At 42.4% G+C, this 24283-nt stretch carries 20 protein-coding genes; 8 read left to right on the top strand and 12 right to left on the bottom strand.

Features of this window, described 5'->3' with window-relative positions; all coding sequences use genetic code 11:
* Window positions 1-9 precede the first annotated feature (9 nt).
* The 10 genes from FKG96_RS19705 to FKG96_RS19660 all read right to left on the bottom strand — a co-directional run bounded on the left by FKG96_RS19705 (window position 10) and on the right by FKG96_RS19660 (window position 13907).
* Complete coding sequence (locus tag FKG96_RS19705; protein WP_246860310.1) at window positions 10-1446, bottom strand: RagB/SusD family nutrient uptake outer membrane protein; 1437 nt, start codon at window positions 1444-1446, stop codon at window positions 10-12.
* A gap of 17 nt (window positions 1447-1463) precedes the next feature.
* Window positions 1464-4892, bottom strand: coding sequence for a TonB-dependent receptor (locus tag FKG96_RS19700; RefSeq protein ID WP_149105886.1), 3429 nt, complete (start codon window positions 4890-4892; stop codon window positions 1464-1466).
* A 111-nt stretch (window positions 4893-5003) separates the two neighbouring features.
* A complete protein-coding gene (locus tag FKG96_RS19695; RefSeq protein ID WP_130855220.1) occupies window positions 5004-6185 on the bottom strand; it encodes a FecR family protein in 1182 nt (393 codons plus the stop codon).
* Window positions 6186-6253: 68 nt separating this feature from the next.
* A complete protein-coding gene (locus tag FKG96_RS19690; RefSeq protein ID WP_149105885.1) occupies window positions 6254-6850 on the bottom strand; it encodes an RNA polymerase sigma factor in 597 nt (198 codons plus the stop codon).
* A gap of 435 nt (window positions 6851-7285) precedes the next feature.
* Window positions 7286-7834 (bottom strand): hypothetical protein, encoded by a 549-nt coding sequence (locus FKG96_RS19685; protein WP_130855222.1) that lies wholly within the window; start codon window positions 7832-7834, stop codon window positions 7286-7288.
* A gap of 124 nt (window positions 7835-7958) precedes the next feature.
* Window positions 7959-8396 (bottom strand): nuclear transport factor 2 family protein, encoded by a 438-nt coding sequence (locus FKG96_RS19680; protein ID WP_149105884.1) that lies wholly within the window; start codon window positions 8394-8396, stop codon window positions 7959-7961.
* Window positions 8397-8457: 61 nt separating this feature from the next.
* Window positions 8458-9375, bottom strand: a complete 918-nt coding sequence (locus FKG96_RS19675; RefSeq protein ID WP_149105883.1) for an AraC family transcriptional regulator — start codon at window positions 9373-9375, stop codon at window positions 8458-8460.
* Window positions 9376-9550: 175 nt separating this feature from the next.
* Window positions 9551-12196, bottom strand: a complete 2646-nt coding sequence (locus tag FKG96_RS19670; RefSeq protein ID WP_149105882.1) for a TonB-dependent receptor — start codon at window positions 12194-12196, stop codon at window positions 9551-9553.
* A gap of 134 nt (window positions 12197-12330) precedes the next feature.
* Window positions 12331-13293, bottom strand: a complete 963-nt coding sequence (locus FKG96_RS19665; protein WP_149105881.1) for a FecR family protein — start codon at window positions 13291-13293, stop codon at window positions 12331-12333.
* A 107-nt stretch (window positions 13294-13400) separates the two neighbouring features.
* Entirely contained in the window at window positions 13401-13907 is a 507-nt protein-coding gene (locus FKG96_RS19660) for an RNA polymerase sigma-70 factor (protein ID WP_149105880.1), read from the bottom strand.
* 138 nt (window positions 13908-14045) lie between these two features.
* Between FKG96_RS19660 and FKG96_RS19655 the strand changes: the two genes are divergently transcribed.
* On the top strand, window positions 14046-14249 hold the full coding sequence (locus FKG96_RS19655) for a hypothetical protein (protein ID WP_149105879.1): 204 nt from the start codon (window positions 14046-14048) through the stop codon (window positions 14247-14249).
* Between the two features lie 7 nt (window positions 14250-14256).
* Here the strand turns inward: FKG96_RS19655 and FKG96_RS19650 are convergent, their stop codons facing one another.
* Together FKG96_RS19650 and FKG96_RS19645 are read right to left on the bottom strand one after the other, a co-directional pair.
* Window positions 14257-15441, bottom strand: a complete 1185-nt coding sequence (locus FKG96_RS19650; protein ID WP_149105878.1) for an ATP-binding protein — start codon at window positions 15439-15441, stop codon at window positions 14257-14259.
* Window positions 15442-15581: 140 nt separating this feature from the next.
* Entirely contained in the window at window positions 15582-16400 is an 819-nt protein-coding gene (locus tag FKG96_RS19645) for a terpene synthase family protein (protein ID WP_149105877.1), read from the bottom strand.
* Window positions 16401-16849: 449 nt separating this feature from the next.
* Here FKG96_RS19645 and FKG96_RS19640 point away from each other — a divergent pair, with 449 nt between their 5' ends.
* The 7 genes from FKG96_RS19640 (at window position 16850) to FKG96_RS19610 (ending at window position 24263) form a co-directional block, all read left to right on the top strand.
* Entirely contained in the window at window positions 16850-18058 is a 1209-nt protein-coding gene (locus tag FKG96_RS19640; RefSeq protein ID WP_149105876.1) for a glycosyltransferase, read from the top strand.
* Window positions 18059-18086: 28 nt separating this feature from the next.
* Window positions 18087-19190: a hybrid sensor histidine kinase/response regulator gene (locus FKG96_RS19635; RefSeq protein WP_130855228.1), complete on the top strand. Its 1104-nt coding sequence runs from the start codon at window positions 18087-18089 to the stop codon at window positions 19188-19190.
* 54 nt (window positions 19191-19244) lie between these two features.
* Window positions 19245-19652, top strand: coding sequence for a response regulator (locus FKG96_RS19630; protein WP_130855229.1), 408 nt, complete (start codon window positions 19245-19247; stop codon window positions 19650-19652).
* 258 nt (window positions 19653-19910) lie between these two features.
* Window positions 19911-20300, top strand: coding sequence for a response regulator (locus FKG96_RS19625; RefSeq protein WP_130855230.1), 390 nt, complete (start codon window positions 19911-19913; stop codon window positions 20298-20300).
* Window positions 20284-21378 (top strand): sugar transferase, encoded by a 1095-nt coding sequence (locus FKG96_RS19620; protein WP_246860309.1) that lies wholly within the window; start codon window positions 20284-20286, stop codon window positions 21376-21378. The genes FKG96_RS19625 and FKG96_RS19620 overlap by 17 nt, the downstream gene beginning before the upstream one ends.
* A 24-nt stretch (window positions 21379-21402) precedes the next feature.
* Window positions 21403-22080 (top strand): TolC family protein, encoded by a 678-nt coding sequence (locus FKG96_RS19615; protein ID WP_130855232.1) that lies wholly within the window; start codon window positions 21403-21405, stop codon window positions 22078-22080.
* Between the two features lie 26 nt (window positions 22081-22106).
* Window positions 22107-24263, top strand: coding sequence for an exopolysaccharide transport family protein (locus tag FKG96_RS19610; protein ID WP_130855233.1), 2157 nt, complete (start codon window positions 22107-22109; stop codon window positions 24261-24263).
* Window positions 24264-24283 lie beyond the last annotated feature (20 nt).

The following is a 24283-nucleotide window of genomic DNA, read 5'->3' as shown; positions in this document are numbered from 1 at the left end:
CGAATGTTGTTAATAGCCCGGATTTTGCTTGAGGACGTCTGGATTGATATCGATCTGTTCTTGTGGTATCGGAAATAGCAGCTGATGGTCTTTTATGGCTATCCCCTTAGCACGCAGCACCTCCACTGCGCGGCCCGTGCGCACTAAGTCGAACCAACGATGGTTTTCAAACGCAAGTTCTACCCGCCTTTCGTGTTCGAGGGCTGCTCGGAAGCTTTCTTGATTACCAAGCGCAGCACTGCTAAGGGAGGCTAAACCAGCACGTTTGCGGATGCTGTTAAGCAGTTCGAAAGCTTCCCCGTCCGGGGTGTATCCAAGCTCATTGAGTGCCTCTGCGCGCATGAGTAAAATATCGGCATAGCGTAATACAGGCCAGTTATTGTCGGCATCACCGGCACTAAAAGGGGCAGGATCCAGGTATTTCTTGATATAGCGTACCGCAATAAATTGGTTGCCCTGCTGATAACCATCTGCCATGGAGACGGCGCGCCTCTGATCACCTTCTTCATAGCTATTGGCCATGTCGGCAGTAGGTTGGTTCTGTCCACCTCCGGCGCCAATAGTGGTTACAATCTGTCCGGATAAGCGGGGTGCAAATGCATTGTTGAATGGACTGCCAAGTCCGAATCCTCCTTTTTTATATTGGACTTCAAAAAGGGATTCTGCGTTGTTTTTATTGGCTATCGCAAATACGCCCTCGTAGGTAGGCATGAGCTGATAAATACCTAGGTTCATCACAGCTTTTGTTTGCTCGGCGGCTTCTTGCCATCTTTGCAGGGTTAAATAGACTTTGGCGAGTAAGCCTCGGGCAGCTCCTGCGGTAGCACGACCGACATCTGCAGAACCATAGCTGTTGGGAAGCGTAGCAGCGGATTGTTCCAAATCGGCAATGATCTGCTCATACACGGTTTCCTTTGGGCTGCGTGGGAAGGCATAACCTTCTTGCACATCCACAATTTCTTTAGTTATCAAAGGGATGTCTCCAAAGGTTCTAACCATATTAAAGTACATGAGTGATCGGAGAAATAAACATTCACTTACATAGCGTGCTTTTAGCGTTTCGTCCATATCCACGGCAGGAATACGATCAATAACGGCATTACAGGCGAGTATGCCCTTGTAGTGCGCATTCCACATGGTCCTGAGGATGCCATTGTTGGTGATGGTGGTAAAGGCGTCTATCTGGCTAATATCGATACCTGATTGGGCATCTAAGATTTCTGTATTATCGGATGCTACTTCACCGATGGCGTATAGGGCAGCATTGTATTGTCCGCTGTTTTGTAAGGAGGCATAAGCTGCATTTACGGCATTGAGCATGTCCCCGGCGGTACGATAGAAATTGACGGTATTGGTGTCCGATATGGGCGCCAAATCTAGAAAGCCCTTCTTGCAAGAAGTGATCAGCAAGAGGAGGCAGGTGCTGTATATAATAATCTTTTTCATTGACATAAGCTGTTTGGTTAAAATCCCAGGTTTAAACCCAGTGTGAATGTTTTGGCAATGGGATAACCGCCATAGTCTACTCCCGGAGTTAAGGAGCTGATGCCATTTACACTTACTTCCGGATTATAACCGGTATAGTTGGTAATCGTAAACAGGTTTTGTGCCTGGGCGTAGATCCGGACGTTCCGCAATTTCCATTTTTGCAGAATCTGGCCGGGTAGGTTATAAGCCAGCGATATATTGCGTAAACGGATGAAGGAGCCATCTTCGATGTGCGTGGATGATATGTTGGCACTGGCATTGCTGCTGCTATAGCGGGACAAGTCGCGGTTGGCTCTAGGGGTAAATCCATTACCCGGATTTTCCTCTGAACGCCAGCGGTTATTCAACTCCTTTAATCCGTTAGCAGTTCCGGCGAAGTTGGCATAAAAACGGCGGCCTAAATGCATAATTTCGTTACCTTGAACACCTTGTATCAAAAAGCTCAATTCGAGATTTTTGTAGCGAAAGGCATTGGTGATGCCGAAGACATAGTCGGGTTGGGGATTGCCCAGAATGGTGCGGTCGTCTACACTTAGTATTCCGTCGCCATTAACATCTGCAAAACGGAATTGCCCCGGCTTTGAATCGGCAAAAGAGGCATTCTGATCAATTTCCTGCTGATTTTGGAAGATGCCAATTACCTCGTAGCCATAGAAATTTCCCATGGGCTTTCCGATTTCGGTAATATGACTATTGGTAAGCTGATAATTGCTGAATAGGGGCTCGCCACTGGGGCCGAGGGCCAGTACTTTGTTCCGGTTAAAGGACAGGTTGATATCGGTTGTCCATTTAAGGGCTTTTGTTAGATTTTGGCTGCGCAGATCAAATTCCCACCCTTGATTCTCTACACGACCGATATTTTGGGTAGCTATGGTGTAACCGGTGAGTGATGGCACGGGTACATTCAATAACAGATCGGAGGTTATCTTGCGGTAATAATCAGCAACGAAGAATAAGCGCCCGCCAAATAATCCCAGCTCCAGGGCTAGATCCAGTTGCTTGTTCTTTTCCCAACTCAGGTTGGCGTTGCTTACGGTATTGGGCCCTAGGCCATGGGCAATGGCGCCGCCACTGCTGCCGAATACGTAATTGCTATTGCTGAGTAGGCCAATATGATCATAATTGCCAATAAAGTTGTTGCCCGTAAAACCATAACTGGCCCGTAGTTTCAGTTCATTGATGGCAGTAAGGTTGGCCATAAAATCCTCTTGAGAAAGACGCCATCCGCCTGAAAACGACGGGAAAACACCCCAACGGTTGTTGGCACCAAAACGCGAAGATCCGTCTGTTCGAAGGGTGGCTGTAAAGAGGTATTTGCCAGCGTAATCGTAATTGAGTCTGCCCAGATAGGAGAGTAAAGACCACTCCAGCGCAGTAGTGCTAGCGCCCGAAACCACTCCTGCGTTGATCGTCTGTACCAAGTCGTTCGGGAAATTCGTGGCGTTGATACTAGCCATATCAGACCGCACTTTTTGTGCAGTAAAGCCCGCTAAAGCATCAACATGGTGATCTCCGAAGAATTTGTTATAGCTGAGGGTATGTTCAATTAACCAATTATAAGATTCCTGTGAACTGTAAGAGGCACTCGGAATAACCGGTGCCGGATTACCGTCGCGTCCAACAGTGGATGGGTTGAAGGTGTTAGACTTCATGTGTTGCAAATCGGTGCCAATTAGTAATTTGTATTTCAACTCGTCCGTAAACGCGTATTCCGCAAAAGTTGTACCCAATAGTCTGAAATTAGTGCGGTGGTTCACCAGCTCGCGGGCAACTTTTACGGGGTTTTCCAGACTGCTGAATCCATTTCCGAGGGAGATGCCGGAGCTATAGCTTCCATCCGGATTATAAACCGGTAAATTTGGTGGCATCATCAATGCGCTCAACACAACGGCGCCATCTGCAAAATGGCCTTCTGCCCTAACAGGGTTGCTTACCGTGTAAGTGGGGCTCAGGTTTAAACCTATCCGGAATTTTTTTGAGGTATTGGCATCGAGGTTTACGCGAAAAGAATAGCGCTCAAAATCGGAGTTTAGGATGATGCCTTCTTGTTTAAAATAGCCCGCACTGGTCAGGTAATTGACCTGTTCGTTACCCCCGGAGAAAGTGAGCTGAATATTATGCATGGGTGCCGTACGGAATATTTCTTTCTGCCAGTTAGTGCCTTCTCCGAGTGTTTCAGGATGCTGAAGCTCAGGTAAAATTTGATAGATGGCGCTGCGCTCCTCATTGGGTGCATTGATGTCGCCGCCCATATCTACCCAAGCGTTGTTGCGCGAATCGACGATATAGGAAGCAAATTCCTGCGCATTCATCAGATCCATATATTTGCTTACCTTTTGCAAACCGGTATAGGTGTCTAAGTCGATTTTCATTTTTCCCGACTTGCCGCTTTTGGTAGTAACGATAATGACCCCATTGCTGCCCCTGGAGCCATAGATAGCCGTTGCCGAGGCATCTTTTAACACTTCTATCGATTGTATATCGCTCGGGTTGATGGAGTTTAAGGGGTTGTTGCTCTGGTTATAATTTGCGGTGATGGGGAAACCGTCAATCACATATAATGGCTCATTGCCAGCTCCGATAGATCCGGTACCGCGCACCTTTACCGACAGGCCGCCGCCTGGCGCACCGGTTGTTTGCGATACTTGTACCCCCGCCATTTTGCCGGTGATGGCGGCATCCAAACTGGGAGCGGGTACATCCTGAATATCTTGAGCACTAACCGAAACCACGGAGCCGGTGATGTTGGTGCGCTTTTGGGTACCGTAACCTACTACCACCACTTCATTTAAGTCGGCCACCTGTTCCCGGAGTTGGATTCTGATTTCCCGCTCGGCGTTTGCTACGCGCTCTTCGGTGCCATAACCCATTAAGCTGAAAACAAGCACGCTTTCTGCCGAGGGCACTTTTATACTAAACCGGCCGGATGCATCCGTGCTGCTTTGCAAACGCTCATTCTTGATGCGCACCGTAACACCGGGCAAGGGGTCTCCTTCGGTATTTACCACAGTGCCGCTGATGATTCGATCTTGTACTGCCGAAGCCGCTTTTTTTATAATAATATTCTTATCCAAAATCTCATAGCTCAAGCCTTGGTTGACTAGGGTTTGCTCCATCGCTTCCTTGATGGATACACGTAGCAGTTGTAGGCTAACGGGCTTCGTGTTACGGAGCATTTCGGCATCATAAAAGATATGATAATCACTCTGCTTTTGAATTTCTTTAAATATAGCGGTGATGCTGGCGTGCTGCTTATGAATACTGATCTGTTGGGCATAGCTCGCGGCGTTGACTTTCCATAAGCTGATACACAGGAGGATGAATGCGAGCTTCATGACAAGTATGGGTTTGAATAAGGCGTTTCTTTCCCATCTGCGGGAAAAAGCAGTATTTTTTTTATACATTTGATGGTGATTTAATGAATAATCCTACGTTTTTTAAATCCAGGCATTTGATGCTATCGGTCAGGAGCGGTTCCAAGCGTTCCTGACTTTATGTGTCAATGCCGCTTCTAGTTAGGGAGACACGGTAACCCTCCTTCCTGTTATGGTAAATTTAACGGATCCTGTTTGTTCTATCGCATGCAATAGCTGTCGGAAATCAGTATACCTGGATAATGTTCCGCCAAAGGTTTTACCTTTTAGATTTCCTTCATATACGACTTCTATATCGTACCACCGGGCCAAGGTATTCATAACCTGTTTAATGTCATCTTGGTCAAAAACAAAATAACCCCTGGCCCAAGCCATGATTTCGTCTGGATCTACCTCCCGAATAACGATGGGGTGCCCAGTTTCGTTACTAAGTGCCTGTTGTCCGGGGCGCAGTATTTTGGACTGTACTTTCAGACTCCCGGTAAGTAAAGTAGTGACAACATAAGGATCTTCCTGATATGCGCTAACGTTGAATGCCGTTCCTAAGACGTGAATATCGGTGCCTTTTGCTTGCACAAGGAAAGCTTGGTTAGGATGTTTGGCGACATCAAAATAAGCTTCACCTTGGAGTTCCACTTTACGTTCCTGCCGACCGAAGGCGACGGGAAACGTAAGGGAAGAACCGGCATTGAGCTGTACGCGGGTACCATCCGGTAAGGTCAGCTTATAATCCATTCCGATAGGGGTGGTAATGGTATGTAAAGCGGGCGATGGATGAGCCTTTGTGTCTTGGTCTTCGGTATAAATCAGCTGGTTTTGATCTCTTTTTACATGTGTGCCGGATTGAAAGGTCTGAACGCCTTCGCTGAGTGCATTGACAGGGATTTGATGTCCGTCTGATAGGGTAAGCATAACTTCTCTTCTATCCGATGTAAGTGTATCTTCTTCTTGAGTTAGCAACTTTTCTTTGGCCGCTTGAAGTGGAAGGGGGGTATATTGCCTAACTAATAAAGTGGCGAGACATACCAGCGCTGCTATGCTCGCGGCAATCAACCAGACCTTTGGTTTTTTCCTCCGGGCTTGTGTGTTAAGCTGTGGCGAAGTCATTATCCCGTGTAAGACACGCTCTGCGTCCAATTTGATCGGGAGCTGCTGATTTGCTTGCTGCCAAGCTTTGTCAAATAAGTCCAACAGTTGCTCGTTTAATTGCGCTGTATCTGCTTGTTGTATATAGTTTACGAGCTCCTCGAATTCGGATTCGCTGATTTGCTCATTCATATAAGCCTTTAAAAGCGTAATAAATCTTTCTTCTTTGAAGCGCATCGTTATTGGTTAGCAGGGGACAGTTTTATCCCTTTTATATATAGATACGGATAAGGAAGGGGATCGAACTAGTGTAAAAGGAAAAAAAATAAAAAAAAGATAGTGATATCATTTTTTGAAATAAATATCTTCATGGTTTTTAAAGCACTTACGAGGTGATTGCGTACGGTATTGCGGGATATTTTGAGATTTTTGGCGATTTCGTCATACGACAAACCCTCTAAGCGATTAAGCTGAAAAACAAGCCGTTGCTGATGGGGTAATTGTTTCATTCCAGCATCAATACATTGCCGCAAATCGTGTAGCAATAGTTGCTCTTCGGTGTGGTTGCTTACATCGTTCACCACGTATTGCAAATGCTCTTTCAATTTGTTTTCTGTAATTACTTTGCGAAAAGCATCGATCGCTAAACGTCGGGCGATAAGGTATAAGTAGGGATATAGTGGCTGCTGGCTGTCTAATTTATGCCGGTTCGCCCATAGCTTGATAAAGGTTTCCTGCAGGATTTCCTCGCTATGGCTTTGGTCTTTTAACAAGGCATAGATGAAACGATAAACAGCAGGATGTAGTTGCTCGTACAGTACCCTAAACGCGCGTTTATCTCCCGATTGGAGCGCAGTAATCAAAAGAGATTCATCCTTTTCTACGACTGATACTGGTTTCATCTATTTATTTTTAGCTTTTCATTTGTCAGATGGAGCCTTTGATGATTGCTTTAATCATGCCGGGTTCATATTGGTTATGAGTGCTAGGTCTACCGTACAAACGTATAGAATTTAATTGGTATTTGCAATCCTTTGCACAGCCTGTCAATAAAATAACCATATGGGCATTGATTGGCCATTTGCAGTAACCGCTGGACGTTAAATTCAATTTGAGTATGCTCTAAAATAAAATTTGTCTTCCTGCTTTCAGCTATTTTTATATAGAACCTATATTCTATTGCACGGAAAATTCTATTTCCTATGTAAGGTTGAAATTTCAAAGGAATTAGCTCCACGCTTACGCAGTTGGATTTTGGAAGCAATAGGGAAAATTGAGAAGGAGGATGGAAGTTAAGATCGCTGTCAATTCATTTGGCATTGGTTTTCATATATCCATTATTCTTTGAACTGTTGACTGAATTTTTCGACGGCTGCTTCAAGTGCACGATTGGCTTCTATCAAAATGGCAGGCTCTATTTCTTTAGTGGTACTATAATCTTTGAACAAGGCCTGCTGTGAAGCGAACTCCAGATAGGCCATCACTTCTTCGCAATCCCAGAAAAAATCATAGATAAAAGCGACACCGGTATCTGCTGCATCTTGATAGGTTGCCAATTGTTTCAGCAGAGAGAGCATCGGTGATATCTCTGTATAATTCTCACTAAAAAAAACAACGATGAATGTCCATCTTTCCGTATTTTTGTCGTAATGCTCAACACCCCCGAAATCTCTTCCATTAAGCAATTGGTCGAAGACGGCACGGTTGTTCTGAACGCGATAATAGGGGAGGTCCGATAAAGGTTGTTTGCTATACATTCTTCGGCTGTCCCACCATTTCGACCAGTTTTCATCGATGCTTTGCGGCATGGGTTTCTCTTGAAAAAAGTGTTGAAGTTTTTCTTCTTTGATCTGGATGTTGATATAAAGCGAAGAGTATTCTGACATGATCTAAAAATTAAATTATTCCGAATTTAAAGAAAAAATGGTTTACTCCAATGAACAACATCGAAGTAGAAACTGCAGCGCTTAACTTTGCTGAGCTCGCGCTGCATACCCTCATATTTTTGTGTTACTTAAATTCAGGTAAATTTATACGACTGATTATATCATAATAGGCATTCAGGTTGAGCCATTCAATGCCGGAAATAACTTTACCGTCTTGCATCGTCATGATATACATGTATTCATTCCTGTAGGGCTTGTCGTCGATAGCTAAGGTGGAGCTTTGTATACGAGCAAAGACCTCGTTGCCATCTGCCCACACACCCAACGTTTTTACGGCAAGCGGTTGGGCAAAACGTCTGAATAATTCGGCTTCGGCGTTATCAAATAGATCTTTCAAACCATGGTAGGTCCTCGCTACCGGACCGTGCCCTGCAATTGTCCATGCAACATCTTCCCTAAAAGCTTGCTCAAAAAACAAAGTAAAGTCATGTGCCGAGTTGGCTAAAGCTTTCTGAATAATCTCTCTGTTCAATTGTTCCTGTGTGCTGTTCTTTTCCATCATTTTTTTATTTGATGCAAAATTAGGAACGGGAATACCAAACGATTTGTCATTCGCAAACCGATTATTGTGAATTTGAAACCTGCCGAAAAGAGGTGGGATTCTGCTGCGTATGTTTTTTAAAAAAGTTGTTGAACTGCGCCTGGTCTTCAAATCCCAAAACGTAACTTATTTCTGAAATGTTCCAATCGGTATGCCTAAGCAAAGCCTTTGCTTCGCCGATCAGCCTTTCCGCCAGATGATCGGTAGTGGTGCGCCCGGTGGCTTTTTTGATAGCCCTGTTGAGATAATTTACATGGACTGCAAGTTTTTCAGCAATGGCTTTCGGCGCGCGAAATTCAAAACGTTCGGACCTCGAGGTGATAGGGAATTGCCTCTCCAACAATTCAAAAAATACCGATGTGGTACGTGCACTTGCATCCGGGTGTTTAAAGCGCTGCTGAGTAGGCTGTAGTTTTATGGCCAGGTATATCAATTCATTTACATAGCCTTTGATGAGTTCATAACGAAAAACATAGTTTGACGCTATTTCACTGCATATCTTTTCAAATATCGCCTTGATCTGCCGAAACTGGATTTCATCTAAAGCAAATATAGGTTGGGTGTTTGCACTGAATAAAGGCAGATCGTTCAAATTAATACGTAGGCTCGTCTTGAAAAACTCATCCTTAAATACGCAGAAATATCCTTTGTTTTCCGGAGTAAAGGGTTCAGAGGTATAGGGCAGTTGGGGGTTGAAAAACAGTAACGTATTGCCATTTACCGGTATGCTTTTATCCCCATAGTGAAAAACACTATGCCCCTGCAAAAGCATAATCTTATAGAAATCCCTTCTGGTATAAAGTGCCGGCGCATGATCCGATTTGATGGAATCTTCAATGCGGAATACATTGAACGGCCCTATCTCCGGTACATGATGTTCCGGACGGTCATTGAATTTGTGTCTGTAAAATTCTGCTAACGATTCCGTTGATTTTGCCATACGCTTTTCAACCCAAATATCTAAATTTTAGATTAATAAATTATAGATTATAAATGGTACTTCGTTAAAGTACCTGGTTGAAGTGTCGCTTCCACAGCAGCGGTGCATGGTTCCAATTACGTGACGATCTCTTAATAAAAAGTGGCCAATGGGGCTTTGCCCCACTGGCCGAAAATCAGAACTGTACGCCAAAGCTCAACACGGCCCGGCGTACCCATAGTGGGGTATAGCCAGCGGTGCCCAGGTAGCCGATATTGTCGGTTAAGTTTGATACATTAAGGCGTGCAAATACATTGCGATAGTTGTATCCGGCAGAGGCATCCATAGACCAGAACGAATCAAGCCATTTTGTTGGGTCATTATTACTATTGGTATAAAAGCCGTCTTTATAAAAGATGCCCCATCCAAGCGAAAAGCCTTGTAAAGCGCCTTGCTGAAATTGATAATGTGCCCAGAAATTGGCGGTCTTCTTTGCATTGCCACGTAGCTGATTTCCTGTAGCGAATGCCGGATCCTGCACTACGTAGGCATCGATATAGGAGGCTGCTAAATTCACATTTAAACCTTTTGCCAATACACCGTTTACATCTAGTTCAATCCCTTTGCTGCGATGATGACCACCTAAATAAGAAGCTATCTTGGTATCAGGATCCCAGTACAGATGAGGAAAGTCGGGCTCTTCGGCCAAGTTGTAGACGTAACCGAAAACATTTTCTTTATTGATCCGAAATGCTGCCAAACCAATACCAAGGCGATCATTAAGCAGACTGGTTTTAATACCGGTTTCCCATTGATCAGCATCCGTTTGCGGAATAATATTTCCGGTTAACATATCCTGTCCGTTTTGTTCATACGATTGGGCGTAAGAACCATAGAGCGATAACCAATCTTTGGGTTTAATAACTAAACCTATGCGTGGGCTTAGTAGGTTTTTCTTATCTTCTTTATACAATTCGGGTGCGGGTGAAGCATTTGTAAATTCTGTGCCCTGCCGCGTGATGTTATAGCGAAGGCCAGCAAAGAGATGCAAACGATCCTGTAAAGTGGAAAGTTGCTCTTGCGCGTAAATTCCTGTTCTGGAGAAAAATGCTTTTGGACCTTCCATCCCGGGATATGAATTACTTCTGATTACCTTGGTTAAACCATATACAGGGTTGAAAATGTTAATCGGTTCCATTTGCTGGCTTTCCACTTGGTTATAGCCGTTTTCGTTGCGTAAATAGTCAATGCCAAAGGCAAGCGCGTGTTTGAATACCCCGGTTTGCACATTGCCCACTACGTCGAGGTTATTTCCCCAGCTTGTGGGGAAAAAATTGGTCATCCAGGTACTGCGCACGATATTGCCTTCTTCATCGGGCGTAAGGAGTGGATAATAAGTTCCTTCGACACGATCTTGTGTATTAGAATAAAAAGTACTGTTTCGTATCCGCCAATGTGTACTCAATTCGTAATTGAGATCAGAATATAAGCTCGTCTCCCGGTATCTGAACTGATTGTTAGGTTCACCTAGAAAGCGGCTAAGAGGTAACTGATCTAATGTGGCCGTCGTGCCATCGGGTGATACGACACCGGCATTGTGGGTACGCTCGTCATTTTTGAAGGCTGCTTCTATATTCCAAGATAGTTTCGGCGTGATCAACCACGTGATGCTTGGTGTAAATAGTAGGGTTTGATTGTTGACATAATCAATAAAGCTGTTAGAACGCTCATAACTGGCATTTACGCGATATAAGAGCTTATGTTGCTGATCTAGCGGGCCGGACAGGTCGAAACTGGGGCGGTACAATCCATATTCGCCAATTTTCATTTCAAACTTCCGATAGTCATAGTCGAGGGGCTTCTTGGTAACGAAATTCATGACCGCGCCGGGAGCAATATCGCCATACATGACGGAAGCAGGGCCTTTCAAAATTTCGATCCGTTCGATATTATCGTTATATAAATGGCTCATGTTGTTAAGGTAGATACCATTGCGTCTGAAGTTGCTGGTACCATTCATAGCGAAACCTCTTCCTGTATAGTCTGCGTACCCACCTGCATAAGTGCCCGTGTTGGTGATTCCACTGACATTCTTGATCGCGTCTCGCACATCAATGGTCAATTGCTGTTGAAGGAGTGTTTGGTCAATCAATTGTATGGATAGCGGAATATCCTGAATAGGCAGGTCCGAGTGCGTTACCGAGGCTGTTTTTCGTTTTTGTCCGGTAACAGTCACTTCGTCTAAATGCTGTGCATTCTCAATGAAAGTAAAGAATACTTCGGTTGTTTCTTCCGGAGAAACTATCACCGATTGGTTTTGCGTGCGCAGTCCGAGGTGACTGGCTTGAACGGTATGACGGCCCGCCTCAACAGACGTTAAGGTAAAATGACCTTTTTCGTCTGTTTGTGTGCTTCGCTGACCCTGTATACTGATGCTGACAAATGCTGCAGCCTGCCCATCACTGGTTTTAACGGTACCGGTTATGGTACCTTTTCCTTTGGATGGTTGTATGCTAATTTGATTACCTTTTACGCGTATTCCTTTGACTAGATCTCCGAACATCTGTTGCAATACGCTGGATAAAGGAATATCGTTTGCATCCAAGGAAATAAGTTGCTCATTGTTCAGGAAAGTTTCGCTATAGGAGATGCTGCAATCGGCCGCTTTTTCAATCGACAGGATGGCGTCGGATAGTTTGGTTTGATACAGGTGAAGGGTGATGGGTTTGTCCAGGATATTTTGCTGAGCATAAGTTGCGGAAAAACAAAAGAATGCAAACGCAAACAGTAAGAAACGATGAAAATGTTTATTAGACGTAGTAGTTCTAACGAAAGAATACATATTTTTGATTAAAGTAAATGGATTAAACGGATCTGTTACTAAGCCCGGGTCTCTGTTTTGCCGACGCTGGCCCGGGATTTTTTGCTAGGTGATGCGGTTATGGATTTTATGTAGGGTGCATGGTTCCTGGTTTGTTATTTATAAAGAGTGATTTGACTTCCGTTGATGCGAAAATGAATATTCGTGGTAAAGGCAAGATCTTCCAGCAGACTCTGCAAGGATGGAGACGGGTAACGTCCTCTGATGCGGTAATCGTATAGCTTAGGATCACTGATGGTAATTCGGATATTATACCATCGCTCTAATATGGGTACGATTTCGATCAAAGGATCGCCATCGAATACCAGATAACCGGTTTTCCATCCGATTTGGTTATGAGTGGTTAGGGTATCCAAATGTTGATTGTCAGCTTGATAGGTTGCCTGTTTGTTGGCCGTTAAAATAATTGGCTGAATGCGTTTATCGGGACTAAATCGGACACATCCCTCTTCTACAGTTACATATGTTTTATTTTCCTCCAGATAGCTTTTTAAATTGAAACGAGTACCTAATACGTCGATTTGGCTATTTTTGGTTTGAACGATAAAGGGTTTGTTAGGTTGCTTGGCGACCTCAAAAAATGCTTCACCTTCCAATATAAGAAGGCGTTTATCATTAAATGATTTTACATAGCGCAGGGTGCTGCCGGCATTTAAATAAACCTTGGACCCATCTGGAAGGAGGAGGGTTTTCTTTTTTCCTTTAGGGGCAAAAACAGCAATGAAATCAACCTGTTTTTTGCCCGGAAAGGCGATGATACCGGCCTGATAGCTGTAATACCCATAGGCGAAGGCTATCAAGAAGCAAATACCGGCGGCGATACCACCCCGCAACCATACTGATGAGGATGCCTTTTGGCTGTGTAAGGGAGGAGGTAATGGACGATACTTTTTTTCAAAGCCTTGCCAAGCTTCTTTCTGCATACGATCCATATCCACTGCAGGAGGGTAAGATTGTTCTGCCTTCGCTTCCTGAAGCCATCGTTCTACCGCTTTCTCTTCTGCCGCTGTGCAAGTGCCTTCATGATACCGCTCTATTATTTCTTTGGTGATTTTCATTCAACTAAAATGAGCTATGCGCTATACTAACCATATAGTTGCATAACAGCTGTTTTTTCCTAAATTTATTTTGATATAAATGTAAGTGGCTTATTTACAGTTGGGTATTATTGGTGGACCTTGAGTTGATGGCGTAAGAAAGCCCTGGCCTTGTACAGATGATATTCGACGCTTTTTTCGCTGAGCTGAAAAGTGGACGCGATTTCCTGACGGCTAACTCCCTGAAAACTGAGGCGGTAAATCTGCTGGCGCTTGATGGGTAGTTGTTCTAATAGTTCTTCGACGCGGGTGGAGAGCTCGCCGTAAAGAACGCTCTCTTGTGTGCAGTTATCCGTGTCGGATACGTTTTCAGCATATTGGTGCAAATGTTTTTGCCTGATATGCTGTTTACGGATGTATTGAAAAACTTCCAATTTGGCCGCCTTGAGCAGATAAGCCTCTGCATTTTCCTTGATGAAAAGGCTGTCCCTTCTTTTCCATAGAGATTCGAAGATATCTTGGGAGAGCTCTTTCGCCAGTTCGGTATCCTGTAGGTAATGGTAACAAACGCCGAACACTCTTTTCCAGTACTGTTGGTATAGCTTTTTAAAAGTGTGATGGTCAATTTGTAGCATACGGGCTGTTGATGTGGCGTTCAAAAGTCGCTATGAAGCGTTATCCGATACAAATATACTTTTATTTAGAATTAATCAAAATAATTGTATCAATGTGCTAGCTAGTGCAACTGAAAAGAACTATTAGCATGGTGAGTAATGAACGACTGGCTAGGTAACTTTGCGTATCGTACTGATTTACACTGGTGGGTGTTTGCTTCCGCAGGATTAGGGGCTTTGATACTTGCACTTATTACCGTGAGATCACTGGCGATAAAGACTGCTCTTACGAATCCGACAAAGAGCCTTCGAGAAGAGTGGCAACGGGAGTCCACCAAATCCTTTCTTAAGCCATTTGGGTGATTATTTATTAAAACAATGTGCTAATGTTGAGCTGCAGAAATTCCTGCCAAGGTAAACTACTGTCACCAACTAACAGAACCTGGTCAGGCTTTTGCGTTTTTTGAAATACTTGCATGCCGGATGTAGTTTGTGCATGACCGCTTTTTATCTCTATGCCGATTACCTTACCCCGGTATTCCAAAACAAAATCGACTTCATAATTTCCCTCCCGCCAATAATATAATTGGAAACCAGTACTAAATGAACTGTTGATTAGGTAGGCACCGATTGCAGATTCAACCATTCTTCCCCAGGAATCGGGCTGCGATCGTACTTCTTGAAATGTTTCCACCCTTTGGGCACTGATAAGCGCAGTGTTATGCACCTGAAATTTTGGACTGGACGATCGCTTGCGTATCAGTTTATTGTCAAACTTCTCTAATCCATTTAGCAGACCTGCTGTATTTAGAAGGTCGAGATAATGAGCCAGTGTGGTTGTATTTCCAGCGTCTAACAGTTGTCCCATTATTTTCGTGTAGGATAGTATTTGTCCGGAATAATTGCAACCGATCTCAAAAAGTCTTTTCATGAGTGCCGGTTTGTCTACTCGAGTAAGCATTAATATGTCTTTAGAGATACTGGTTTCGATCAGGGACCCAACAACGTACTGTTTCCACCTCTCTTCATCTGAAATTAGACTTGCTGATCCTGGATATCCCCCAAACCATACATAATCATCCACCGTCCAGTCAAAGGCCTGTTGCATCTCGGAGAATGACCAGTGCCCCATATAAGTGGTTTCAAATCTCCCAGCCAAGGATTCGGTTAAACCCTGTTGAAGGAGTAAGCGGGACGATCCAAGTAAAATGACTTTTAAGTTGGTTTCTGTTCGGGTGTCTGTATCCCAAAGGAGCTTTACAGTTTCACTCCAATTATTTATTTTTTGTATTTCATCGATGATCAAGAGAAATTCATTGCTCTCCTTTTGCTTCATTTGTATACGCGCAGTATCCCATTGCGCTGAAAGCCAGCCGCCATCAGAAGCAGGTACAGCATCGGCCGAAACAAATAAGTAAGGAATGCTTATTTTTTTTGTCAATTGGGTTATCAAGGTGGTTTTGCCCACTTGGCGAGGTCCCATTAAAATTTGAATGAACTTTCTTTCTTCGTTTATTCTGTTTGTAAGTGTTTGTAAATAAGGTCTTTCAAACATATTTATAAAATTACTCAATACGTTGAGTAAAATTACTCAATATATTGAGTAATTACAAATAATCCATTATTTAGCTTTCTCCAAAGCTAATTTTTTTATCGGCTGGGTTTCCGAGGATGCTAAATCAAGGAACAGTTATCTTATTGCCATTTAAGATTTTTCATCACGCCATATCTTCTACAGGTACTTCCCCAGGCTATATTGCCCAATTGTGCAGCTACAAGAACCTCTCGCATTAATTCGTCCTTTATCTCGTAAGATGCTAGCAAATAGTCATTGGCCATTTGCAATAACTCTTGGACGTTATGTTCAATATCGTTTTTTTCCTTCTGTAGTAAAACGAGGGCATTATATTGCTCGTTCTCTGCTTTTTCTTTAATATAAGAGTGTAGGTCATTAAAAATAAGAATGTTAAAGACGGCTTTTCTGAAATAATGATCGTGTTCGGTAGGGAAATTCAAATTTAATGCATCGTACAGCATGATAAAGAAAATATGCACAGCGATGTTTTTAAGACGTTCATTTAAATAATCGTCCATACTGCTAAAATGCTTCTCCTGGTTACCGTCAAATTCCGTAGGTAAAAAGTCAAGCAAATCTTTATGTACAAGTTCATAGTTGAAGGGGCTCAGCGTTTCCTGTAACAGATTTTCATAGTAATAAACGATGTCATACTTGTTGCGGTCATATTCGCCCTTTGGAGCCGTGGCCCGGCTACTATGAATATCCATCGCATGATGAACAAAATCCTTGTACCTTACCTTTGCATCTTCTACGTAGAACAGATAAGTGACACTAAAACAGGCTAGGTATAAATGTTTTTCACTTGTTAATATTTTAGGGAGTATGTATGGAGCCCAGAGCATTTGTTCTTTTATGGTGTTAAAGTCGTAACGCCAGTCGATTCCCATATTCAATGCTATGTTTGCTGTTTTATGGATCACATCTTCTACTATCATAGAGTCCTAAATTTTAAGTGCGCTCTAAAATAAAATTCGTGTACCTGCTTTCAGCTATTTTTACACAGAACTTATATTCTACTACACAGAAAGTTTCGGTCTCTTTATAAGATTGAGATTTCGTTTAAAAAAAGAAATTTTTTAGTCTATTTTATTCGTTATCCTTTGTTCTAAAACGAACTCATGTTACTTCGTGGTTTTGCCGCTTTGGCATGATGTTTTTTTTAATTTCATTCTCGTTACCCGGACGCAAAAGAGGAGTTTATGTCGGGCCTCTTCGCATGAAACGCTTCTCTTTCAACTGTGAACAATTTTTACTTTTATGTTTATAATTGAGTATTGATGAGTATATTTGAGATGAATCATCGAACTTTGTGTGACATAACTGTGCAGTGAGCGTTGGGAGCATAAATAAAGAGGTCGACGGTCATTGTTCCACGCAATCAGCTATGAAATTAAAAGGCAAAATTATTGTGATATTAAGTTATATGCGGTTTGATGGATTGGCGTCCACGAATCTAACCATAGCTAAATATCTGAGCAACGAAAATGCCGTTTATTATGTAGATCATCCCTACACATGGCGAGATTATTTTTTTTCGGACAAAGCTAATAGCTCTTTTAAGTGCAGAAAGCCGTTCTTCTCGTGGTTTTCAAAGAAAGTTTTAATGCTGGAAAAATTGAGGCTTATTATTCCCTCTCCGGTACTTCCTATAAACTGGTTGCCGGAAGGACCTGTGTACCGTTTTTTTCTTAAGCTTAATGAAAAGATGATTGTCCGGAAGATACGAGCTGTTTTGGAGAAGGACGGAGTAACGAATTATATTTTTATCAATTCCTGGAATTTCCATTATCCGAATATAGGTAGATACCTGAAGGCCGATTTGTATGTTTATCATTGCGTTGATCCTTTGATAACCCCCTATGATAAAAAGCATGGCGAAACTTCAGAAAAGATATTGGTAACAGAAAGTGATGTAGTGATCTGTACGAGTAGGGCATTGGAACGTGAAAAGAAACTGCTGAACCGACATACATTTTTTATTCCGAATGCGGCTGATTTAGTGCTTTATTATCAAAAAAATAGAGGAAAAATAGTGAAGCATCCTGCAGTTAACACAATTCCTTATCCTAGGGTAGGGTATATCGGCGCGGTGGAGCGGCGCTTAGATTTTGATCTGCTATATAAGGTGGCGACCAAAAATAGCGATATGCAGTTCGTTTTTGTAGGACCGGTGAGTCATGATGTGGTGCCAAAATGGTTTTTTGGTCAACCCAATGTGCATGTGATACCGGCTATCCGTTACGAAGAGGTGCCGGCATGTATAGCGAGCTTTGATATTTGCATTATACCCTTCAAAAAGGATGAGGTAAGTGATACGATTTTTCCGCTTAAACTTTTCGAATACTTAGGTATGGGCAAGCCGGTTGTGTCTACTGATTTTAATCTCGACTTGCAAGAGTTTACAGGCAACGTAGTACGTTTTGCCGCTTGCGACATCGGTTTTAGTGATCAGCTTAAACAGGCATTGATAAATCCTCAGAAAGGGCTGGAAAAACGGCTACATATTGCAGCGCAGAATACATGGCAGCAACGGGTGAGTCAATTTGGTGACTTAGTTTGTGAATGCTTAGATGATAAAAAGATGTCAATTTAATTTTCATGTGTATATTAACGGGCTTCATATGGTGCATCAGATAGCAATAGACAAAATTAAAATCCTTTACCTGGATGACGAACTGCACAGCTTACATGCTTTTAAAGCAATGTTGCGGGAAGCCTATGAAGTGTTTATTACCACAGAGGAAGAGCGTGCCTATGAGCTGTTGGCCGAACATAAGGATATACGGATTGTTTTTTCCGATCAGTCCATGCCAACACATTCAGGAACCGATTTCTTTGAAAAAATAAGTCATTTACACCCATTGCCGATACGAATCTTGGTTACAGGATACAGTGAGGATGAACAACACATTATAGACGCAATTAACAGAGGTAATATTTTTCGGTACCTGAAAAAGCCATGGAGCATAGATATGCTGCATAGGGTGATAGGGGAAGCCAATAGAAGCTATGTAACGACCTCCTTGCTCCAACAAAAGAATAGCGAGTTAACCGAGGCCTATGCTGAACTAGATAAATTTGCTTATAGTGTCAGTCATGACATGCGAGGTCCTTTGGCAGGCATTATGTCGGCCATGCAGTTGTTACGTATGATTGATGATCCGGCAGAGCGTGAGGAGATTGTCGAGATAGCTATTAATTCTGCTGAGCGATTGGATCGTTATATTATTAATCTGCATGATTATTATAGTGTGAGACGTGGCCAATTAACCATCGCTGAAATAAATTTATTGGCGCTGAAGCAAGAGCTAGAGCAGCTCTATGAGGCAATAGCCAATGCTAAGCAAATCCAATTTAGTATAAGTCTACAAAACGAAGAGCCCTTCCGGAATGACGAAATGGCAATCAGGTTAATCCTCACAAATCTTATTTCAAACGCCTTCAAATATCAGAAAAAGTCTTCTGGACCGAAGTATGTGGAAGTAGCGATTGAAGTGACTAAAGGAACTGCAGTCTTTTTCGTCCGGGATAATGGTATCGGTATAAAAGAATATTATCTTGATGAGATATTCACGTTGTTTTTTAGAGCATCTTTGGATGAAGCCGGTAGCGGATTAGGACTTTATAATGTTAAAAGCGTGGTGGAGCAATTGGGAGGGCAGATTAGTGTCGAATCGACAGTTGACGTTGGGTCGACTTTCAAGGTGGTACTCCCAAACAAATAATTTTCGAGCATTTTGTTTAAATTTGAATACTAAATACTATAAAATAGGTCTATTATGATGTTCTCTTTTCTTGTAATTGATGATGACGATCTGGATGGTTTGATAGCCAAAAAATTTATCTCTTTAACGGGAAAAGCGAAAAATGTGCTTTTGATGCAGAGCGGAAGAGAGGCCCTAGATCACCTAGCAGCTTTTGAGCTTACCACGGTAGACGCTACTTGGATTATTGTGCTGGATTTAATGATGCCAGGTATGGACGGCTTTCAGTTTCTTGACGAATTTTCAAAGCTACCCGCCTCTGTGAAACAACATTTCAGAATTATGATTCTGACACTCTCTAGCGATCCCTATCGATTGAAGAAGCTTGCACATTACGCGACTGTGAATGCGGTGCTTGAAAAACCGATTACTTTGGATAAGTTAAACAGCACCCTCGCTAGAATCGAACAAACCATTGTGTGAAATTTGTGTTTTAATCAACAAAAATTCATAACAATTGCATCTTTAATGCGATAAATATGTTGTTTAATGAGAAAAAGTTGTGTCATTTCTATTGATTAAAATGATGGTATAGCTGATTTATTTTTTGTAATAATCTTTTTACATTATTGTTAATGTGTATATTTGTAAAATATTGAGATGTATTTTTTTACGATATTTCACATGAATTTTTACCTTTACTTCTCGTCAAACGGCTAGTCTCTTAAATGTTATAAAATTATGAAAAAGCAAATTCTCGTAGTTGATGATGAGCCGTCCATTTTACAACTGTTGAAGTTCATTCTTGCTAAAGATTACGATGTAGTGTTGAAGAGTAACGGCTACGACGCTACATTATGGTTGGAGGAAGCCAATTGTCCTGATTTGATATTATTAGATGTCGAAATGCCCTACTTTAATGGTCCCGAATTTTTAAAGTCGATCAGAATCAGTGGTTTGTTTCGAGATATTCCGGTGGTTATTTTATCGGTTACCGAAGACATGGATTCCTTAGCACAACGGACTCCCTATTTAGTAAACAAATTTATAAAAAAACCTTTCGACCCAATCTATTTAAGAAATGTAGTGAAAGAACTGTTGGAGGAAAATGTTCATGAAAAATCCTTATGAGGAGCTGGAACAGCGACGTGCATTTGTACCTAACCTTGCCTACTGTGGCCAAAAGTATGTAGACGAATTACAGCACTTACTGGAACCTGATTTTGACCTCAATTTTTTAGCGTCAACCGATGCTTTGAAGATACATCTAGAACACTGCTCCATTATTACAAGTCCGGAGATCATCATAATGGAAGTGGATGAGGAACGGGCAGTTTTTCCATTAATCAATGCGATTAGAACAAACCCGCTTACTTCTGGATCGGTTATTATTTTGATCGCCGATAAAAAGGATGCTGGATTAAAAGCCCGTTCATTGAAGGCCAAAGTTAATGATTTTTATGTTTGCCCTTTTGATAAAGCAGAGCTGATGGAGCGTCTGAAGTTTTTGATTAAGTTCAAATTGATCAAGCCTGATATCAAAAAGCTGATTCCAAACACGGTGCAGGAGTACAAGATACCTCCTGCCAAGCGGCTGTTCGATGTTTTCTTTTCAGCTTTGGCGGTACTGCTACTTTTGCCTGTCTTTCTCCTGATTGCTATCTGTATCAAATTGGAATCAAAGGGGCCTGTATTTTACAAAAGCAAACGAGCAGGTACGGGCTATCGGATTTTTGATTTCTATAAGTTTAGATCGATGGCCGTAGGAGCGGATGCAAAATTAAAGGATCTAGCAAAAACGTCCAATCAATATGCCGGGACGGAGGCCTCGGCAAATGAACCTTTGGCTTTCGTCAAGATTAAAAATGATCCCCGCGTAACAAAGGTGGGAAATTTTATTCGGAATACGAGTCTGGATGAGCTGCCACAACTTTTTAACGTTTTAAAAGGCGATATGTCCATTGTCGGAAATAGGCCGCTTCCACTTTACGAGGCGGAACAACTGACTTCCAATTTATGGTCAATGCGCTTTTTAGGCCCTGCAGGTATTACTGGCTTATGGCAGATTACGAAAAGAGGAAAGAGTGAGATGTCTGATGAGGAACGGAAAGGACTGGATAATTTCTACGCGCAACATAGTTCCGTATGGATTGATTTAAAAATTCTGTTAAAAACTTTTCCGGCGCTTTTACAAAAAGAAAAAGTATAAATTTTAGAAACGTATTTATAACCTATGAGAATACAGTTTACCCTTATTAGTATGTTTTTCCTGGCTTGTTTTAACTTGAGCGCGCAGGAATCTATCATCGAGGATGTCAATTATGCACAGCTAGAGCGCTTCATTGAATTGGCGAAGGAACATTACCCGCGGAAAAAAATGTTCGAAGCGGCGGAAGAAAAGGCAAAAGCAGGCGTTCCCGCTGCGAAAGTTTCCTATCTGGATATACTAAATGCCTCATATTTCTACCGGCCGGAGGGTAAAAGTGCCATTGACGTAGTCAATCCGTATATAATCAATGGATTTCAATTCGGCGCGACACTGAATGTTGGAAATTTTTTACAAAAGCCTCATGAAGTTAAACAAGCGAAAGCAGACTACAAATTAGCGCAATACGAATCGAAAGAATATGACATCTTGTTGAGCAATGAGGTCAAAAAAAGGTATTACGATTATATCCTTCAGCAGCGCAAACTCAAGATCAAAACACAGGCAGAACAAGATGCGAATAGCCTGATGGAAGATCTCCGATTTAAGTTTGAAAAAGCCGAAATCACCCATGATGTATATAGCGAGGCACGCGCTGCTTTAACGACTGCAGAAACGGATAAAGTGGAAGCAGAAGCTGATTTCTTAAAGTCGCGGGATGCACTGGAGGATATCATCGGTATGAAGCTAACAGAAATTAACTAAGAGTGAGCGTAAAGAACGGATAAGCTATGGATATTAAAGCCCTATTGAAGCACTACGGTAGGTATAAATGGTTGATTATCTCTGTACCCCTATTGTGTGTGGTGGTTACTTATTTCTTAGTGAAAGATCTGCCTCAGAAATATATTTCACAGGCGCAGGTAGCTACGGGCTTAACTGATGAATCGCAGCGAACCGCTGACAGTCAGAACCTCGACTATTTCAGAGTGACCACACAATTTGGCAATATCATGGAAACGATGCGCAACCGTACCGTTTTGAGTATACTGACCAACAGTCTGATGTTACATGATCTGCAAAATCCGGTGACGGCTTTTCAACCTTGGAGTGATTTGTTGCAGAAACTTTCACCGCAAGAGCGGGAAAAGGCTGCCTCATTCGTCCGTCAGAAGCTAATAGCACGTGAGCCCATTACCTTAAACGACAATAAAGCAGCAGGTATACCTTTGCTGGATATTGCCAAATCAATGGCTTATGACGAAAAAGGGCTGTTGAAAAATCTGAACATTCAACGCCTCGGAGAAAGTGATTTTATCAATATTGAATTTACTTCTACCAATCCTGACCTCTCGGCTTATGTGGTAAACACGCTGGCGCAGGAATTTTTGACTTATTACACAAATACTACTTTTACCAATCAACGTAACTCGCTGACCTTGCTGGATTCGCTCTTGAAGGATAAAGAACGGGTAATGACCGAAAAAAATGCGGAACTGAAAAATTATAAGATAGGCAGTGGGGTATTAAATTTGGACAAACAATCTGATGTCATTTATACCCAGATATCGCAAATAGAGGCCAAAAGGGCCGAAACAATCAGTCAGATCCAGTCATTGAAGGGAGCCTTAAAGGCGATCAATACGAAATTGGCGGCCGGTGGGGAAGCTTCTACAGGCGGTACTTCCCTTGAGGAGAATAACCAGATTATTGATCTTGAAAATCAATTGAAAATTGCCAATCAGCAATATATTAAGAATAATTTCAGGGCAGAGGATAAACGGCAGATTGACTCTTTGTCTGCATTGAGACGGCTCAAAGTTGCCGCTGCTGCTGACAAGTATATAACGAGTCCATCTGCTGTAAGAAAAGAATTGAATGATCAGCGACTCAAACTGGAAACTGATCTGGCACTTGCGCAGAATAGTATGTCGTCCATAGAAGCCGAATTGGCTACCCTGCGTGGCCGCTACAGTTCATTGGTGCCGACGGATGCGGGCGTGCAGAATTTAGAGCGAGATGCTGATGTGGCCACAAAAGAGTATATGGATGCCTTGACACGCTATAATCAGACCAGCGTCGAAAAGAATACTACCGCCAAATTACATCTGGCGCAACCTGGCTTACCGGGAACGCCGGAACCATCGAAAGGTTTTATTTATGTGGGCCTCGCTGGTTTTGCCGGTCTCTCCTTGTGTTTAGCCATACTCACAATAGCTTTCGTATTGGATAAAACGATCCGTACGCCACGGGATTGGAAATCCGCAACAGGGATCAACGTGGTGGGAAGTTTAAATTTTATTCAGGAAAAGAATAAGGATCTTCGGGATATTTGGGAGGATAATGCTATTGTTGGTAACTATAGTATTTATAAGGATCTTTTGCGTTCCTTGCGTTTTGAGGTAGACCGCGAGCTGCTAACAGTTGAGGGCAACGTCCTTGGTGTGACGAGCTTGTATCGCGGAAGTGGTAAAACGTTCTTGAGTTCCAGCTTGGCCTATGCCTTCGCTATGACTGGCCGGAAGGTTTTGCTGATTTCAGAACACTCACCAAATTTAGCCAGCATGATCCGTAATGATCAGGAGCAGCCCATGCAAGGGTTTGAATCATTTCTGGTAAAGAAGGAAATTAAGGTAGAGGATCTGATTACTATTTTGAACCGAACCCCAGGGAGTAAATCCCTATTGGAAATGAAGGATGCGAACAGCTTAATAGCAGGATTCTCTTATCTGAAAGACAAGTTTGACCTGATTATTATTGATATGGATAGCCTACAGGACATGAACCGCGTGAAAGAATGGATGATGTTTGTGAGCAAATTCCTGTTGGTATTTGATGCGGGAACAAAATTAGATGATCATAGTTTAGAACTACTGGAACAGGTTAGGAAGGAGCCTGGTTTTTTAGGAGCCGTGTTAAATAAAGTGGTGCTAAATCAACCTGTATAGGAGGTTTACAAAATACCGAT

This window comes from Olivibacter sp. LS-1 (assembly GCF_008245145.1).
Taxonomy (GTDB): Bacteria; Bacteroidota; Bacteroidia; order Sphingobacteriales; family Sphingobacteriaceae; genus Olivibacter; species Olivibacter oleidegradans.
This window is presented reverse-complemented; position numbering and strand designations above follow the sequence as displayed.